11 protein-coding genes are annotated in these 16,223 nt (G+C 72.2%); 2 read left to right on the forward strand and 9 right to left on the reverse strand.

The features are described 5' to 3' along the window. Positions 1-22: 22 nt before the first annotated feature. Positions 23-646 carry a hypothetical protein gene (locus ABT093_RS24075; RefSeq protein ID WP_350567746.1) on the reverse strand — a complete coding sequence of 208 codons (624 nt, stop codon included), beginning with the start codon at positions 644-646 and terminating at the stop codon, positions 23-25. On the opposite strand from ABT093_RS24075, the gene ABT093_RS24080 reads away from it, so the two are divergent. Both ABT093_RS24080 and ABT093_RS24085 read left to right on the forward strand, forming a co-directional pair. Next, positions 633-1,217, forward strand: a complete 585-nt coding sequence (locus ABT093_RS24080) for a hypothetical protein (RefSeq protein WP_350567748.1) — start codon at positions 633-635, stop codon at positions 1,215-1,217. The genes ABT093_RS24075 and ABT093_RS24080 overlap by 14 nt on opposite strands. Then, positions 1,214-1,618, forward strand: coding sequence for a hypothetical protein (locus tag ABT093_RS24085; protein WP_350567751.1), 405 nt, complete (start codon positions 1,214-1,216; stop codon positions 1,616-1,618). The genes ABT093_RS24080 and ABT093_RS24085 overlap by 4 nt, the downstream gene beginning before the upstream one ends. 290 nt (positions 1,619-1,908) lie before the next feature. On the opposite strand, the gene ABT093_RS24090 is transcribed toward ABT093_RS24085, so the two are convergent. From ABT093_RS24090 to ABT093_RS24125, 8 genes are all read right to left on the reverse strand, one after another. Further along, the gene (locus ABT093_RS24090) at positions 1,909-2,748 is read right to left on the reverse strand and encodes a DNA/RNA non-specific endonuclease (protein WP_350567753.1); all 840 of its coding nucleotides are present in this window, start codon (positions 2,746-2,748) and stop codon (positions 1,909-1,911) included. A 165-nt stretch (positions 2,749-2,913) separates the two neighbouring features. Beyond that, a complete protein-coding gene (locus ABT093_RS24095) occupies positions 2,914-9,483 on the reverse strand; it encodes a hypothetical protein (protein ID WP_350567755.1) in 6,570 nt (2,189 codons plus the stop codon). A gap of 292 nt (positions 9,484-9,775) precedes the next feature. Further along, the gene (locus ABT093_RS24100; protein ID WP_350567757.1) at positions 9,776-10,849 is read right to left on the reverse strand and encodes an L-type lectin family protein; all 1,074 of its coding nucleotides are present in this window, start codon (positions 10,847-10,849) and stop codon (positions 9,776-9,778) included. A 1,004-nt stretch (positions 10,850-11,853) separates the two neighbouring features. Further along, a complete protein-coding gene (locus tag ABT093_RS24105) occupies positions 11,854-12,579 on the reverse strand; it encodes a DciA family protein (protein WP_350567760.1) in 726 nt (241 codons plus the stop codon). After that, positions 12,576-13,211 carry a hypothetical protein gene (locus tag ABT093_RS24110; protein WP_350567763.1) on the reverse strand — a complete coding sequence of 212 codons (636 nt, stop codon included), beginning with the start codon at positions 13,209-13,211 and terminating at the stop codon, positions 12,576-12,578. The genes ABT093_RS24105 and ABT093_RS24110 overlap by 4 nt, the downstream gene beginning before the upstream one ends. Before the next feature lie 284 nt (positions 13,212-13,495). Beyond that, positions 13,496-15,310 (reverse strand): hypothetical protein, encoded by a 1,815-nt coding sequence (locus ABT093_RS24115; protein ID WP_350567766.1) that lies wholly within the window; start codon positions 15,308-15,310, stop codon positions 13,496-13,498. Between the two features lie 78 nt (positions 15,311-15,388). Beyond that, a complete protein-coding gene (locus ABT093_RS24120; RefSeq protein ID WP_350567769.1) occupies positions 15,389-15,568 on the reverse strand; it encodes a DnaB-like helicase N-terminal domain-containing protein in 180 nt (59 codons plus the stop codon). Positions 15,569-15,887: 319 nt separating this feature from the next. Beyond that, entirely contained in the window at positions 15,888-16,217 is a 330-nt protein-coding gene (locus tag ABT093_RS24125) for a hypothetical protein (RefSeq protein WP_350567771.1), read from the reverse strand. Between the last annotated feature and the right edge of the window lie 6 nt (positions 16,218-16,223).

The raw sequence follows: 16,223 nt of genomic DNA on the forward strand, positions 1-16,223 counted from the left end.
GACACGTGCGCACACGAGGTGGCTAGATCTCGGAAAGTCCTACTTCGGATATTTCCAGCTCCCTGCCGCCCAGCCGGCACCGCCACCGGCCCTGCCCGTCCTGGCGCATCGGCAGCAGCACCAGGTCGGCCAGCACCGGCCGCTTCCTCCACGACCGCGGCACCTCATGCTCGGCGTCTCTCCCCTGCAGCCACCGGCCCGGAACCGGCACCGTGTGCCGCACGATCCGCTCGATGTCCTCACGCCGCAGCACCTCGCCGCCGCGGCCCGGCAGCGGGATCTTGCCGTCGGCGTCGAGCGTCGGCTCCCCGCCCGCATGGACGTAGACACACACCGCACGGCCGCTGTCCGCGCCCAGGCGCGTCGTCAGCAGTTCCTCGGCCACCGGGCGCTCACTGAGCACGGACAGGTCGCCGCGCACATCGAACGGCGCACACACCGTTGTCCACTCGGCCAGCTGGCCCTCAGCCGCAGCCGAGGCCATCCGCTCGGCATCCATCCGCTCCAGTTCACGCCGCGCCGCCGCCTCCAGCCCCTCGCCGAAGTCGTCCGCGTACACGGCGTCCACCAGGCGCTGCACGTCACCCGGAACCGCGATCGCCTCGTTGCCCGGCTCCGCCAGCAGCAGGCTGGTGCGCCGCAGCAACGACGCGTCGTACACCGTCCCCCAGCTGCGCGGCGCACGCACCGCGCCGTCGTCGTCGAGTGGTTCCAGCACCCTGGACATCGAGACCGCACGGGCCGCCGCCGACACCGCCGCCCGCCTCAAGGACCGCATGGCCGCCGGGGAGAAGATCTCCGGCCCCGCCGCCCGCCGCGCCCTGACCGCGGCAGCGACCGCGCCCCGCTTCGAGGGACGCACCATCACCGCGAAGTACCCCAAAAAGGCCGCCGCCTTCCTGGCCCGCGACGGCCTGGTCCTGTTCGACAACCCCGACGCCCACCTCATCTGCGTCTTCAAACGCGACACCGCGCTCTGCGACCCCGAACCGGACGCCGTCACACCGAACCAGTTCGCCTGCCAGCCGGGCTGCGGCAACGCCGTGCGCACCGACACCCACGCCACCGGCCTGCACCAGCGGGCGGATGAACTCGTCACCCTCGCGGCCTGCGCGCCCGGCCCCATCGGCCGACGCCTGGCCCTCAACGCCGAACGCCTGCGCAACCTCGCCGCCACCCACCACACCACTGCCCAGCACGCCGAGGACCTGACATGAACCAGCAGCACCAGGACGAACGCACCCGCATCCGCGCCGCGATCGACCGCCTCCTGACCGGCCAGGCCACCACCAGCGACGGAGCCCTGACCGTCGTCTCCCTCGCCGCCGAAGCCGGTGTCCACCGCATGGCCCTGCTCAAACGGCACGCCGACCTGAAGAACGAGTTCTACGACCGCGTCCGCACCGAGACGCCCCAAATCCCCGAGACCGAGACCCGGCTGCGCAACGAGGTGACCACGCTCAAGGAACGGATCCACGACCTGACGCAGGAGAACTCCGCGCTGAAGGACCGGGCCACCCATCTCGCCCTCGCCGGCGCGGTCCTGGCCGACCGGCTGCGCGAGGCAGACAACAGTGACCGGCTGCCCCACAACGTCTCCCGCCTTCCAGCACCCTGACCCCGCGCCGACGCCAGCCGAGGGCGACGAGCGCGGCTGGCGTCGGCACCCTGTGCGCGGCCAGCCGCACCCGTGTGGTCGGGCTGTGGCTCAGACTTCGAGTTCGTCGGCAACGTTGCCGAGCATGCCGGCGACCTTGGCGCCGGACGTCCTGTCGGGCTACCTGCCGCGTTGGCGGCGCGGAAGCCGGCCGACGGCTCTGCCGGCCGGGGAGACACCCGCCTCGCGGTGGAGACTCTGCCTGGCGGACTGTCTCCCGGCCCGAGGCCTGGGCTTCTCCCTGCCCGGGGTCAGTTCTTCGGCTCGTAGCGGTAGGTGCACTTGGCGTCCTCGGACGTCTTGTTGTACGCCGCGTAGAGTGCGGCCTTCTCGCTGTCGTCTGGGTACCAGGGGATGGTCTTGTCGAGGACGGTCTGGGTGCCTGCGTGGTCGATGCGCAGGTGGACGGTGAAGCTCTCGGGGAAGACCGAGTTCTGGGTGGTGCCGGGGGCGTTCGCCGGGGGGTAGTTCACGGTGATGTCGTATCCATCGGGTGGGATCGTGGCGCCGTCCTGCAGGCAGGTCCGTGCGAGGGTCTCGAACTGGAACCAGACGCCGGGTCTGCGGTTCAGTGTTTTGCGGAGCTGGGGGACCATGTTGTAGCGGGTGTCGACCCCTTGTACTGCGGCGCCGACCAGATGGCCGCCGTCCCAGCTCTCGGATGGGTTCGGGCCGCCGACGGGCGTGCCGTCGAGTTCTCCGGTGAATCTGCCGACGGTCCCGGAGCAACCGGTGCGGTCAAAGCTGCTCCCGACGTAGCGCAGGGGGCTCGCGTTGACTGCGTGTACGGGGCGGCCTGCGTCGTCGGTCTGGTAGTCGAAGCCGTAGACGATGTCGTGGAAGTCGGCGTTGGTCGCGATGTACGACTCGCAGGGCACCGACGGCACGCCGGAGGGGTAGGGCCATTTGACGGCGATGGCGGGCTGGCCTGTGAGGAGGGGGTAGGCCAGGGCGGCTGCGGCGAGGACAGTCGCGGTGGAGCCGAGGGCCCAGCGTCGCCGGCGCTGACGGGGGGAGTCGCGCGGGGGCCGGGGCACTGGGGTGGCCCGGGTGAGGCCGGGGGAAGGGCGTTCGGCCTGGTCGGTGGTCATGGCCGGGAGGTCTCCTTCGGTGTGGGCGCGGGGTGGCCGGGGCGGCGGCCGGCAGGGTTGCCGGCAGGTGGGAACGGTCGTCCGCGCGGTGGGCGGGCGGGGCGGGGTGCGCGCGGCGGTGGGCTTGCCCGGCGGGATCGTGGGCCGGGCAGGCGCAGGCCGGGGTCACAGGTCGAGGGTGATGGCGGGTTCGGCAGTGGTGGCGCCGGCAGCCAGGGTGGCGAGCGCGGTGAGGGTCCAGGCGGAACCGGGCGGCAGGGCGGGCAGGGAGCGCCAGGTGATGGTGCGGCCGTCGGTCGTGGCGTTGGGGCCGGCTTCCTTGACGGTGAGGTCGGTGGAGGCGGTGGCGGTCAGGGAGCGTTCGGGGCTGGTGGAGGTGCCGTCGTTGGCGACGGTCCACTGCCAGAAGACCTCCTGCCCGGGCGTGGGCGGGTCGGGCCAGTGCTGGGCCTGGGCCTTGAGGATGGTGGAGGAGGTGAAGCGCACCACGGTGGTGGCCTTCGCGCTGTCGCCCGGGGGAACGGTGAGGACGGCGGCGACGTCGCCGCTGCCGGTGGCGTCGGCGGCGGCGTGGACGGTGGCGGTGAGGGGGACATCGGTGTGGGCGGGCAGTTTGCCCAGGGCCGCGGTGACGGTGGTGCCGTTGCGCTTCAGGTCGGCGGGGTGGCCGTTGACCGTCACCTGCTGCACGGTGAGCTGGCGGGGCGTGGTCAGGGTGAAGGTGGCGTCGGTGTCGGTGGTCTGGGTGCCGTTGACGGCGGTCCAGGTGAGGTCGCTGGAGGCGCCGGCGGTGATGTGCCGAACGCCGGCCGGGCGGGGTGTCAGGGAGGTCGGGGCGGTGTCGGCTCCGGCCTGGACGCCGGCTTTGGCGGTGGGCACGGTGTCCTGCTGGGTGCCGGTGGTGAGGGTGGCGGTGGCGCTCTGGGGGCCAGCGGCGGCGGTGGCGGTGAGGGCCACGGTCACGGCGGTGTCGGGATTGCGGGGGGTGGCCGGGAGCGGGACGGTGATCGTTGCGCCGGTGAGGGCGGTGTCCTGGCGGGCGCCGTTGACGGTGACCTGGGTGGGGGTCAGGCCGGCGGTCGGCTTGATGGTCAAGGTGGCGCCGCCGTGGGTGGAGGGGCCGGTCGCGGTGATGGAGAAGATGAAGGTGACGGTTTCGCCGGCCTTGACCTTCAGGGGGGAAGCGGAGGCGGCCAGGGCGAGGCGGGTGAGGGTGGTGATCGCGGCGGAGACCGGGTTGGTGGTGTCCTTCGCGTTGTTGTCGCCGGTGGCTGTGGCCGTCGCGGCGGGCAGGGTGCCAGTGGCGTCGGGTGTGATGTCGACGTCGACGGAGGCGATCCAGGTGGCGCCGGTCTTCAGGGTGCCGCCGCTGTTGATGGCGCTCTTGTCCCAGGTGACGGTCCCGGGTCCGGTGGCCTTGCCGCCGCGGGCCGGGCGGACGTTGGCCACGGCGGTGGCGGGCAGCTGGGCGGTGAGGCTCAGGCCCGTCACGTCGGTGGTGCCGTCGTTGGTGAGGGCCCAGGCGTAGGTGGCGCCGAGGCCGGCGGTGACCGGGGAGGGCAGCAGGGTCCCGGTGGCGCGCAGGCCGGTGCCCTTCGCCTTGATCACGGCCTTCGCGGTGTCGGTGACCGGGGTCTTCAGCCCGTCGGCGGTAGCGGTGACGGCCGCCGTAAGGTCCTGGGTGTGCCCGTCGGGGATCTTCCCGGTCAGGACGATTTGGACGGGGGCGTCGGCGTCGGTCAGCTCGTGGTCGAAGGTGTGGGTGGGGGCGGTGGCGGGCACGTCCTCGCCGTCGACGGTGATCCGGGGGTTGTCGAGGCCGGAGGCCGGCAGGGTGAGGGTGACCTTGGTGTTCTCGGCGGTGTGGCCCGGGGCGGCGCGCAGGGGCCAGGTGAAGGTGACGTCCTGTCCGGGCCGGGCGGGCTGGGGGTGGGTCTGGCCGGGCGACAGCAGCAGGGCGCTGGACGCCTGGACGGGAACCTGGGTCGAGGCGAAGGCCGGTGTGGCGTGGCCGCCGGTGGCCCAGGCGGTGGCGCTCTTGGTGTCGGCGGCGCCGTCACGGACCTTGGCGCTGGCGGTGATCGTGGCCTTGGCGCCCTTCGTGAGGGTGCCCAGCGACCCGTAGGCGAAGGCGGCGTCGCGCGACCAGGTGCCGTCGCCCGTGACGTCGGTCAGCTCCAGGGTGTCGGGCAGACGGAGCTGGACGGCCACCGAGGTGGCGTCCTCTCCTCCGCGGTTGGACAGCTCCCACGTCAGCGTGACGCTCTGCCCGGGGGCGGGCCTGGCCGGCGACAGGGTGGTCCTGGTGAACCACAGATGCGTGATCTTGTTCTTCTTCTCGTCGTCGTCCGGGTCCTCGTTCTCCGGCTGGTCGGGCTCGGGCCCGTCGGGTCCGTCGGGCCCGTCGGGCCCGGATCCGAAGCCGCCGAAACCGCCCCAGAACGAGAGGATGCCGAGGAAGGAGAAGATCGACACGAAGAGGCCGGAGACGATCCCGAACACGGACAGCAGGCTCGTGACGAGGCTGGTGATGCCGATACCGGGGACGATGCCGCCGACGGGGCCGCCGCCGATGCCGCCGACCAGGCCGAGCTTGGGGTCGTCGGGGTGGGTGAGCGCGCCCAGGCTCAGAAAGGCGGCCTTGATGTCGTCGGGGGCGACGGTCCACACCAGCGCCTTGTCCTTGACCGTCACCCGCGCCGTCGTGGCCGGCGTCGCGGCCAGACCCGTCGCGGACACCACGGCGGGCACCTCCAGATCCCCGCCCGGCGCGTCCTGGTCGACGCGGGCGACCACCGTGATCCACCAGTACGCCCCCGGCTTGAGGGTGCCCGCCTGGTTCGACGTCAGGGTGCGCTTGTCCTTGTCCCACACCCCCGCGGTGTCCAGGTACTCCCCGGCGGGGGTCAGCCCCACGGGCAGGGTGACGGTGGCCTTCACCCCCTGCGCGGTCCCCTGCCCCCGGTTGGTGATCTTCCATGCGAACGCGACGTGCCCGCCCTTGCCGGCCTGCGCCGGGAACACCTTCCACGAGGGGATCGCCAGCACCGCCAGCCTCGCCGGGCCCTTGGGCGTGACCGGCAGCGTGACGTCCTTGCCGACGGTGCCGCCGCCGGCCGGGGGTCGGGCCTCCACCCGCACGGCGCACGACTCGTCATGGTCGCCGGGCGTGACGTCGGCGGTCAGCGTGAAGCGCTGCACCGCGTCGGTGCCGGTCAGCTTCCAGACGAGGCTCTGGCCGTCGACCGTGGCCCCGGGCGGGGTGAACGAGACCCGCTTCGCCTGCGCCGGCAGCAGGGCGCTGACCGTCACGTCGTTGAGCGACCCGCCGCCGGCACGCTGCACCTGCCAGGAGAACACCACCCCCGCGGTCGTCTCACCTCCCGGGACCGGGGACGGCGTTGCCCCTTCCCCGGAAATCGTGACGGCCCCGGCCGGCGGCTTCTCCTTCGCGGTGACCGGCAGCGTGATGTCCTTGCCGACGGTGCCGCCGCCTGGGGGCCGGACCTCCACCCGCACGGCGCACGAGGTGTCGTTGTCGCCGGGGGTGACGTCGGCGGTCAGCGTGAAGCGCTGCACCGCGTCGGTGCCGGTCAGCTTCCACGTGACGCTCTGGCCGTCGACCGTGGCCCCGGGCGGGGTGAAGGAGACCCGCTTCGCCTGCACGGGCAGCTGGGCGCTGACCGTCACATTCCTGAGCGACCCGCCGCCGGCCCGTTGCACGTCCCAGGAGAACAGCACCCCGGTGGTCGTCGAGCCCGCCTCCACCGACGGTGGAAGTGTTCCCGTTCCGGACACCGTCACGGCCCCGGCCGGCGGCGCCTCCTTCGGGAGGACGTCGAGGGCGATGTCCGTGGCATCCGATGTCGCCCCGTCGGCGGACCGGGCGTTCACCTGCACGGCGCACGACTCGTCATGGTCGCCGGGGGTGACGTCGGCGGTCAGCGTGAAGCGCTGCACCGTATCGGTGCCGGTCAGCTTCCACGTGACGCTCTGGCCGTCGACCGTGGCCCCGGGCGGGGTGAAGGAGACCCGCTTCGCCTGCACGGGCAGCTGGGCGCTGACCGTCACCCCCTGCAGGGAGCCGCCGCCTGCCCGCTGCACGTCCCAGGAGAACTGCGCCCCGACGGTCGTCGATCCCGCTTTCACCGAGGTCGGCGAGACCGCCGCACGTGTCACATCCACCGCGCCCGCCACCGGCGTGGACACCGGCGAAGCGGACACGGTGACGCTCCCGTTGGCCGTCTTGCCGGAGGGGGTGGCCGCGGTGAGCTGGAGCGTGGCGGAGGATCCGGCCGCGAGGGTGACGTCGGCGACCAGGGCGAAGCGCTGCGAGACGCCGGTGGTGCCCAGGGTCCAGGTCAGCGGGCGGGCCGTCAGGCTGTCCGGCGCCGGTGTGCACGCGACCGCCTTCACCCCCAGGGGAAGCTGCGCGCTCACCTTCACCCCCTGCACCGAAGCGGCACCGGCGGCGGCGTCCACGTCCCAGGAGAACAGCACGCGCTGGTCGGCCTTGCCGCCCTCCACCGCGGCGGGCGACACGCCCGCCTGGGTGAGGGCCACTCCGCCGGAGGCCACTGCCTTGACCACGACGTCGCCCGCCGCGCTGTCCCCGCGGCGGGGGGTGGCCGTCACCCGCACCCGGGCCTCGTCGGCGTCGGTGCCGGGGGTGAGGTCGGCGGTGAGGTCGAAGTCCCGGGAGGTGTCCGTGCCGGTCAGGGACCAGGTCAGCGGGTTGGCCGTCAGGCTGTCCGGCGCCGGCGTGCAGGCGCTCGCCCGCACCCCGGCCGGCAGCAGCGCGCTCACTTTCACCCCGTCCAGCGGCACGGTGCCCGCGCGCCGCACGCTCCACGACAGGTGGACGTTCTTCGTCGTGGCCCCGGCCGCGACGGAGGCGGGAAGCGCCTGCCGGTCCGTGACCGTCAGGGCGCCCGGCTGATCGGCCTCCAGCACGACGGGCGCCCACGCGCTCTGTCCGGACGGGGACGCCGCCGTGACCTGGACCCGGGCTTCGCCGGCGTCGGCCGCCAGGGCGACACCGGCGGTGAGGGCGAAGTGCTGCGAGACACCGGTGCCCGTCAGCGACCAGGTCAGCGGATTCGCCGCCAGGTCGTCGGGCTGCGGGGTGCAGGCACTCGCCTGCACTCCGGCCGGCAGCAGGGCGCTCACCTTCACGCCGTTCAGTGACCCGCTGCCCGCGCGTTCGACGTTCCACGAGAACACGGCCTGGTGCGTGGTGCCGTCGGCAGGCACGGCCGGCGGCTGCGCGTCCGTGCCCGATACGCTCAGCGCCCCGTCGCCGAGCGCGGTGACGGTGATGGCACGGGAGGCGCGGCCCGGCTGCCAGTCGGGTCCGGGGGTGTCGTTGTCGACGGTCACCTGGGCCGCCAGCGTGCTGCCGGCCGTGGGGACGGCGGGCAGCAGAGCCGAGACCCGGTACGACGCCTCCTTGGGGCAGTCGTGGCTGTACTGCCAGGTGACCGTGTCCGTGGTCGCCGACACCAGCAGATTGCCGGCGGCCTTCGGGTCGAAACTCTTGACCGTGGCGCCCGCGGGCAGCGCCAGAACGACGGTCTCGCGTTCCGGCGTCCTGAGCCCGGTGTGGGTGACCTTCCAAGTGAAGTCCACCTGCCGGCTCTCCCCGACCGGCACGACGTCGGGAACGGCCGCGGCATCCGACACCCGCACCACCGCCGTCGCGGCGGCCCTGGCCTGCCCTAGCACGCGCACCCGGTGATTCTTGGTGTCGGCCATGTACAGATCCCCGCCGGACGTGACGACCAGGCCGGAGAAGAAGCTCAGCCAGATCCGGGCCGTGGGAGCAGGCCCGGGGTCGGCGTCGGTCCCTGCGGTGCTGCGTGACCCGACGACGGGTACCGTTTTCTGCCAGCCCGGAGGCAGCACGTACAGGCCTTCGTTGAGGCCAGCATAGTACGCGCCGTCGCCGCCGATGCAGACCGTCCGTCGGAAGCCGAGGCCGCGTACCTCGGTGATGATGCCTCGCAGGTCGACCCGCCATGTCCTCCCAGCGTTGTTGTTGCCCTGATTACCGGTGATGTACAGGTTCCCGCCGTCGTCCAAGGTCAGCGCGGTCAGCTTCACGCCCTTGAAGGAGACGTCGAGGGCCTGGGCTCCATCGGTGACCGGCTTGGTGGAATCGGGGTTGCCCGCGTACCTGGTGATGTTGCCGTCGGGACCGATCCTGCGGACCACGTGGTTTCCGCTGTCCGCGATGTACAGGTTTCCCGCGGCATCGGCCGCGAGCCCGGTCGGTTCGCGGAGCCGGGCCTTGCCGGCCGGGCCTCCGTCCCCGCTGTTCCCATCCCCCAACGTGCCCACGATGGTGGAGATGGCACCGTCCGACGTGACCCTGCGTACACCGTGCGCCACGGTGTCGGCGATGAACAGACTCTCGTCAGGGCCCAGAGCCAGGCCTCGCGGTTCGTACAGGCGGGCCTTGGTGGCATCCGGACCGTCACCGTCGGACCCCGGCTTCCCAGTGCCGACGACGGTGGTGATGCTGCCCGAAGCATCGATCTTCCGCACACGGCGGTGCCCCGTGTCGGCGATGAACAGAGCACCGTCGCTACGGCGCAGCGCCAGTGCGGTGGGCGAAGACAGGCTGGCGAGGTCGGCGCGCTGGCCGTCGCCGAGGTCGCCGTCGGGTTTCCCGGTGCCGGCGAACGTGGCGATGTAGCCGGGCTGCAGCGTCTTCCCGGAGGGCAGGGTGACCATGAGGACTGTTGCGTCCTTCCCGATGAGGGTGTCGATATGTCAGGTGGTGCGGACGGGCGGGGCGGGGGCGCCTGCGGAGCGCGGCGGCTTCGGCAGGCGGGCCAGCCGCGGTCCGGATTCCGGCGACCGGCTTCGGGGACACGCCTCGCGTACCGCTGTGGCCGCAGCGGCTCCGGTCGGGCTGTGCGATGCCTTGCCGGGCTGCGCGGAGTGGTGGTGCTGGGGGTGGGGCCGGCCGCTCCACCTCACGGTGGACCGGCCGTCGGCCCGTCTGGCTGCGGGCTTGCGGGTGTTACTCGTTCTGCTGCGCGAGGAGGTTGGCGACGGTGTTGTGGGTGTCGTTCTTGTCCGGGTAGTCCACCGTGATGTCGATGGACAGGGACTTGTTCGCGAAGACGACGTGGGACTCGTCGTCCGGGGAGGAGATCTCGACGACGCCGTTGCTGCCGTCCTGGACGACGGTGTACCAGGCGCCGGAGTCCTTCTTGACGGTGGCGCCCTGGGGGACGTCGAAGGAGAAGCTCCAGCGCCGGACGTCGGCCTGGCCTGCGGTGAGTGTGAACTCGTACGGGTAGGCGTACTTCCCGCCGTCCTGGTAGGCGGTGCTGCGGAGCTTCTGCGAGGACGCCAGCGGCAGGCTGATCACGAGGTTGCGGACCACGTAGTTGCTGGTGGATCCGCCGGTCGCGGCGGACAGGCCGAGCTTGAGGGTGTCGGGCAGCGGTTCCTGCCCGGTGCCGTGCGGGATCTGGAAGTCCGCGATCAGCTTCTGGACGCCGCCCGGCGGGCGGAATCCGGCGGTCACCTTCCCGTCGAGGATGGTCAGGTGCACGCGCGCCGGCGCTTGCCTGGTCAGCGACAGGTCGTGGGGAAGGTCGGCACCCGTCAGGTAGTCGAAGCCGTTGTTGCCGTCGCCCGAGCCGCGGACGACCATGCTGTTCGGCTTCTGCCCGGGCCCGCCGGTGCCGGCCTCGACGGGGTTGGAGAACGACCCGAACTGGTCGACGCCGATCCCCAGGTACCCGGCCGTCACCCCGGGCTTGGTGCCCTTCTCGTAGAACGCGTAGCCCAACGCGCCGCCGGGACCGCCGGGGCCCGTGGTCTTCGCACCGTCGATGAGGAAGAACGAGATCCCGTCGCCGGGCGGCTCGCTGCCGGTGTCGTGGTAGGCGGCCAGGTCGAACTCCACCCGGATGCCGAGCTTGCTGGAGAACGCCCGGTCCAGCAGCACCGTTCCGGTCTGGAACGTCTTGTCCGGCACCAGCCGCAGCCACCCCTCGACGAGGGCGGCGGCCCCGGAGAACTTCCAGCCCTCCGGGACCGTGCTCCCGGAGAACGGCTCCTTGATCGGAAACGTCTTGGGCATCAGGGGGTTCCTCTCATCGCGTCGGTACAGGGGCGGAGGGCACTCGGCGCACCCCACCCCTTGTTCAATCGGTGTGCGAACCGATGTGGTCGATAACCGGTCCGGGCGACTCTCAGGGAGATCTGACAGGGCCTGGGAATGGTCGTTCCCATACGACCCAGCTGTGTAGCCACCCTCGCGCGTGAACCCGCCCGACCCCGGGTTGACACCGGCGCGCCCACAGACGCAGGGAACCGCCCCGTCCGCACTGCCGGCGAGTACGGCGCAACGGCCCCCAGGGCCCTGGGGTGCGGTGCGCGGAGGCCCGGGTCATGGCCCGTGCCGACCTGGCGGGAAACAGCGGCACCGCGTTGCCGCCTTCAGGCGAACACAGCTGCGGGGCGGCACTGCGGCGCCCTCCGGTTCGTCCGCCGCCGCGGTGGCGGCCTGCGAGCCGGGACCGGGAGAGCCACCAGAGCCGCGGCTCGGGAGAAGGCCTACCCGCACTCCTGTCCGGCGCAGGTCCGGTCCGACGGCACCCCGGTGGCTTCGGCGCACTTCGCGCCGGGCAGGCCGGGCCGGCGCGGCACAGCGCAGCGCGAGAGCGACGACGCGGGTGCGCTCCAGCCGGCTCATGACCTGGCGCGGCGTGGCGGGGTCGAGACAGCGGGTGAGGCCGTAGACGGCCTGATCCTCTGGTGAGCGCGCAACGGACGCCTCACCATCGGTCTGTTCCCCGCCCGCAGCCGCGGTGCCGTGACTCTGTGGGCAGCCCGGCATCCCCTCGCGATCGCAGGGGGGTAGCCCCTCGGGCGGGCCGGGCCGAAGGTGTCGACCACCAGGTGGTGGCCAGCGCCTTCGCGGCGTCCGGCGGTCAGGACCGCCCTGGGGCTTCGGCACGGTCAGGGCTTGCGGTTGAGGAGGAGGGCGAGGATGGTGCGGGCTTCTCGGCGGCGGGAGGGGGGCGAGCGAGGTGATCCAGGTCGTCGGGGCCAGGCTCTCGATCCCCGGCCAGGAGGCCAGCGTCAGCTCGTTCCCTCAGCTGTTGAACAGAAGAACTTGACAGGGAATTCGAGCGCGGCTCGGTGGGATTCTTCGGGTTCCCGCAGCCGGTTGTAGTGCCGGGTCAGAATCGCTTCCCGCTGGGCGGTGGCTTCGTCAAGCGCGGCCTGGCGGGCGAGGGCCTGTTCGCGCATCTGGCGGCGCAATTCCTGGTAGGCGGTGTGGTCGGCGAGCGGGGGCCGGGCCGGCGGCGCCGGTGCGGGGCGAGGAGCGGGCCGCTCGTCGACGTCGGGGTCCGGCTGGGGAGCGGGGGCGGGGGCGACGCGGATGTCGATGGCGGTCACGGTGCCGGGCCGCAGCTGGTGGAGGGTGGTGAGGATGTGTCGGGTCTGGTAGCGGAGCTGGGCGGCCCAGGCCGGGGAGTCGGCGGTCACGCGCAGGCGGCGGGTGGTGGGGTCGTAGCCGGCGAGGTGCCAGTGGGCGGCGGCATCGGGGCCGACGATGGTGGGCCAGTGGTCGCGCAGGCCTCCGCCGGCGGTGCCGAGGGTCCAGCCGTGGGCGGCGACCAGGGCGAGGAACACGTCGGCGATCGGCTCGGGTTCGCGCGGGCCGCGCCGTACGGTGTTGGCCGGCCGGGCCGCGCGGGTGCTTCGCGGGGCGGGGGTGTTGCCGTGGTTGCGGGCGGTCTGGCGGGCGGCGCGCAGCGCGGTGCGGGCGAGATCGGCGCCGGTGGTCGGGGTCGGGGTCATCGGGCGTTCACCGCCTCGCGGACCGGGCCGGCGGCGGTTGCGGTTGCGGTCGAGCGGAGCTGGTCGGCGCGCTCGCGCAGCACCCGTACGGTCTCCAGGCGCTCGAGGAGCAGGTACCGGGCGGTGGTGGCGCGGGCCTGCTCGGCCGCCGCCTCGGCGTCGGCCCGGGCGGTGGGGCGGTGGCGGTTGGCGCGCAGCGCGGTGTCGTGGGCGAGGTCGGCCTCGGCGTCGGCCAGCGGCGTGCGGGCCAGCCGGGCGAGCGCTTCGGCGCGGTAGGCGGCGACGGCGTCCCGGACGGTCTCTAGGTTGGATCCGAGGACGTCCTCGCGGTCGGCGCCGACGGGGCGGGCGGCGGCCATCGCCGCGCGCAGCTCGGCCTCGGTGCGGCGGGCGGTCGCGTTGACGTCGCGGTGGTCGGCGAGGTCGGCGGAGGCGGCGAGGGCCAGGTCCACGCACTCCCCCACCACGGTCCGGATTGAGCGGGCGGCCCAGCACGACCCGCACAGCCCACCCGCCCGCTCGGTGCCGCAGTCCTCGCACGGCAGCGCCCGGCGCGCCGCCTCCGCGGCCTCGGCCCGCGCCTTCCGCTCGGCCCGCCGGCGGTCGACCACCTGCTGCTCGGCGCGCAGCATCGCGTGCCGGTGCAGGTGGGCGTCGACCGCGGCGCACCGCTGCGCGGGGTCGGTTCCGGCCGGGAGCTGGGCGACGGCTTCGCGGACCAGGGCCCGGCGGGCGGTGCGGCGGTCGGTGAGTTGCTGCTTGGCAGGCCGCGCAGGTGCGGGTACCTGAGCGGTTCCCGCCCTGGCACGCCGGCGGGCGCGGCTGGCCTGCGGAGTTGTCCGCCAGCACTGCTGCCTTGGACGTGCAGCCGGTGCCGCAGCCGACCGGCTGCACGTCCAGGGCAGTTAGCTGTGCATCAACGACCCTCCCGGCTGATGAATTCATCGTTGACGTGCCGGGTGGCGACCCTATGAGCAACGGCGAGCAGTTCTTGGTGCTCGGTGTCCAGGCTCAGCGCTTGATGGGAGCCCTGGCGGACCTGGAAGAAGGCGATCGTCCCCCGTGGGGGCGTGGGGTCGCCGCCGATCAGCCTGAGCATCTCGCCAGCGATGTCGTTGAAGCCGTGGACTCCGTTTTCGGCAAGGTCGGTGCAGTAGGCATTGATGGTGGGCGTGCCCTCTACGAAGATCCGATCAACGCCGGACGGAGCGCCCGCGATCTCCTTCATCCGGTTCATGGTGAGGGTGGTGATCTCGATCTCGCCTTCGGCGGACACTAGGGCACAGGTCAAAAGCGGGCTGTGATCGTCGGCCGGTTCCCGTTGGGCGATGAAGTCGAGAAGGTCGGTTGGGCCTTCGTCGACGGGTGCGGAGACGCTCTTCGGGAAGGCGTCTTCGAGTTCGTCGTAGAACTCGACCGGCGGGCGTTCCTTGATGCGCTGCTGGAGGGCACGCAGGGCCGAGTAGTCGGCCTCTGCTTTCTCGATCCGACGCAGGATATGCCGACCGATCGGCAGGATGGCCGGCGTGGCCATCCAGTTGGGCAGCTCGTACTCAACGACTGGTCGGTCCTTCGCGTAGCCGACGCCCTTGGCCAGGTTGGTTACGGCGGCGGAGGAGACCATGCCCGGCTTGACCCATGGAGTCCGAGCACCCCACGCCGCCGAGCGGGATACCGCGCTCCATGCGACGGCGACCATCTGCCCGACGGTGAAGCCGGCGTCGAGAGCGTCCCGGGCGGTCTGGAATGCCTCGGGCAGTCGGTCGTCGGGGATGGGGGCTTCGTTGTACTTGTGGGCGAGGAGTCCGCCGAGGTATCGGACAACGAGGTCGGCCTCCAGATCGAGGACCTGGTCCTGCAGCCCGGCAAGCCCAATCTCCTCTTCCAGGATGAATTCCACCGTGTCCCGGGCGATTGTCTGGGCGTCACCGCCGATGCCAAGCCAGACCGGCAACCGCCATGGGGCCTGGGCCACGTACACGCCGGTCACACGGTCGTTCTCATCGAAGCCGAAGTCGCCCACCGTCGCAGGGAAGGTCGGCACCATCCACCGCTTGCCGTGCAGCTCCTTCAGAGCCTCCACATCGCCGTCCCCGGTGCCGGTGAAGGTGTACTTCGCCTTGTTCATCGGGCCCACGGACTCCTTGTCGGCGGACTGCATGATGCCGATGGCGGCCAGCAGTACGAGCGCAGCCCTCGCCGACGGGCTGTCGCTGGCCGCGTCGACCTCCGCCTCCCCCGTCAGCCACTGTGACGCGTTCTTCACTCGTCGCTCGGTGCGTTCCTTCTCAACGACGCGGGCGTGCTCGGCTTCGCGGGCCCGGGCTTCCTTGGATGCGTTGACGCAGTCCAGGCAGTGGTACTTCCCCGTGACTGGCATCGTCGGGAACAGGCCGTTTCCCCAGACACCTACTGCGGCCATCTCCGACCGGGTCGTGACGGTCAGAGAGGATTGGCAGCCCGGGCACGTCACCGTGAGGAGCGAAGCGAACGAGTTCTCCTTAGCAATCTTGGATGCGCCCGAGCCGATCGCTGAGACGGGACGGGCCCATACCCCGGGCTCCGCGAACTCCCAGTACGACGCGCAGATCTCGTGCAGTTCTTCCGGGGCCTCCGGCGTGATATGGATCTCGACCAGCGGATTTGTCGCGCTGGGGTACAGGAGCCGCTTGCTCTCGACTGCCTTGTCACGCCCCTGTTCGCGGGTCCGCCGACGCTGACGCTTACCCATTTCGCACTCCCCTTGTGCCCCAGTGAGGAGGACCACCGTAGCGACATTGGTCGCCGACCGCAGACGATGGGCAGGTCGTCACGCACCGGTAATCAGCATTCGAACAATTCTCCTAGAGTCGCTGATCGGGTCGGTGGGATCGCCGTTCGCGTACAGCTCCAGCACAGCGTTGTAGATGAGTTCGTGGGCCGGGCGGTAGAAGCTGGCCGTCCTCACGGTCTTGACGACGTCGGCAACCGCGTCCGGGGAGCGCATCATTGCGCCGAGGAGAAGCTACTCGGCCCGCAGGTCGAGGGGCGCCTCGAAGGCGGGGCCGCCGTCCGGGGCCTGCTCGCTCACGGGCGCTCTCCTCGCTGCTGGGGTGGTGCGGCCGGGCGGGGCCGGCGGACGGGGTGTCGCGGCCACCCTGCCCGCTGTTCGAGACGTTGCTGGCGGGCCTGGCTGACCCCCGCGCTCGCGGGGGTGATTCCTTGTCCGTGACGTCGCCGGCATTGGTGTCCGTCGGTGGGCGGGTGGTGGAGCCGGTAGGGTCGCGCGGCACCGGCACCGGCACCGGCCCGGGCTGGCGGGCCGGTGGTCACGTCCAGATCGGGTCGTCGCTGTCGCCGGGTCCGCCGTGGAGGCAGTGCCGGCAGTCGCAGCGATGGTGGGTGTAGTCGGCGGTGCGCTGGTCGTGCTCGGCGCCGGGGTGGGCCCGGAGGACGGGCCACTGGCCGCCGGCACGCTCGGTGTCGACGGCGGCCTGGACTGCGGCGAGCATCTCGACGACCAGGCCGAGTCGGTGGTCGACGGTGTCCGGGTGTTCGGCGAGGCGGCCGCGGGTGGCGAGGTCGGAGTAGTCGGTGATTAGGCCGGTCGCGGCGACCTGCAGCGAGTCGAGCCGGGCGTTGATGTCGGTGCTGGTCACGGCTGG

Source organism: Kitasatospora sp. NPDC002551, from assembly GCF_040296005.1.
Taxonomy (GTDB): Bacteria; Actinomycetota; Actinomycetes; order Streptomycetales; family Streptomycetaceae; genus Kitasatospora.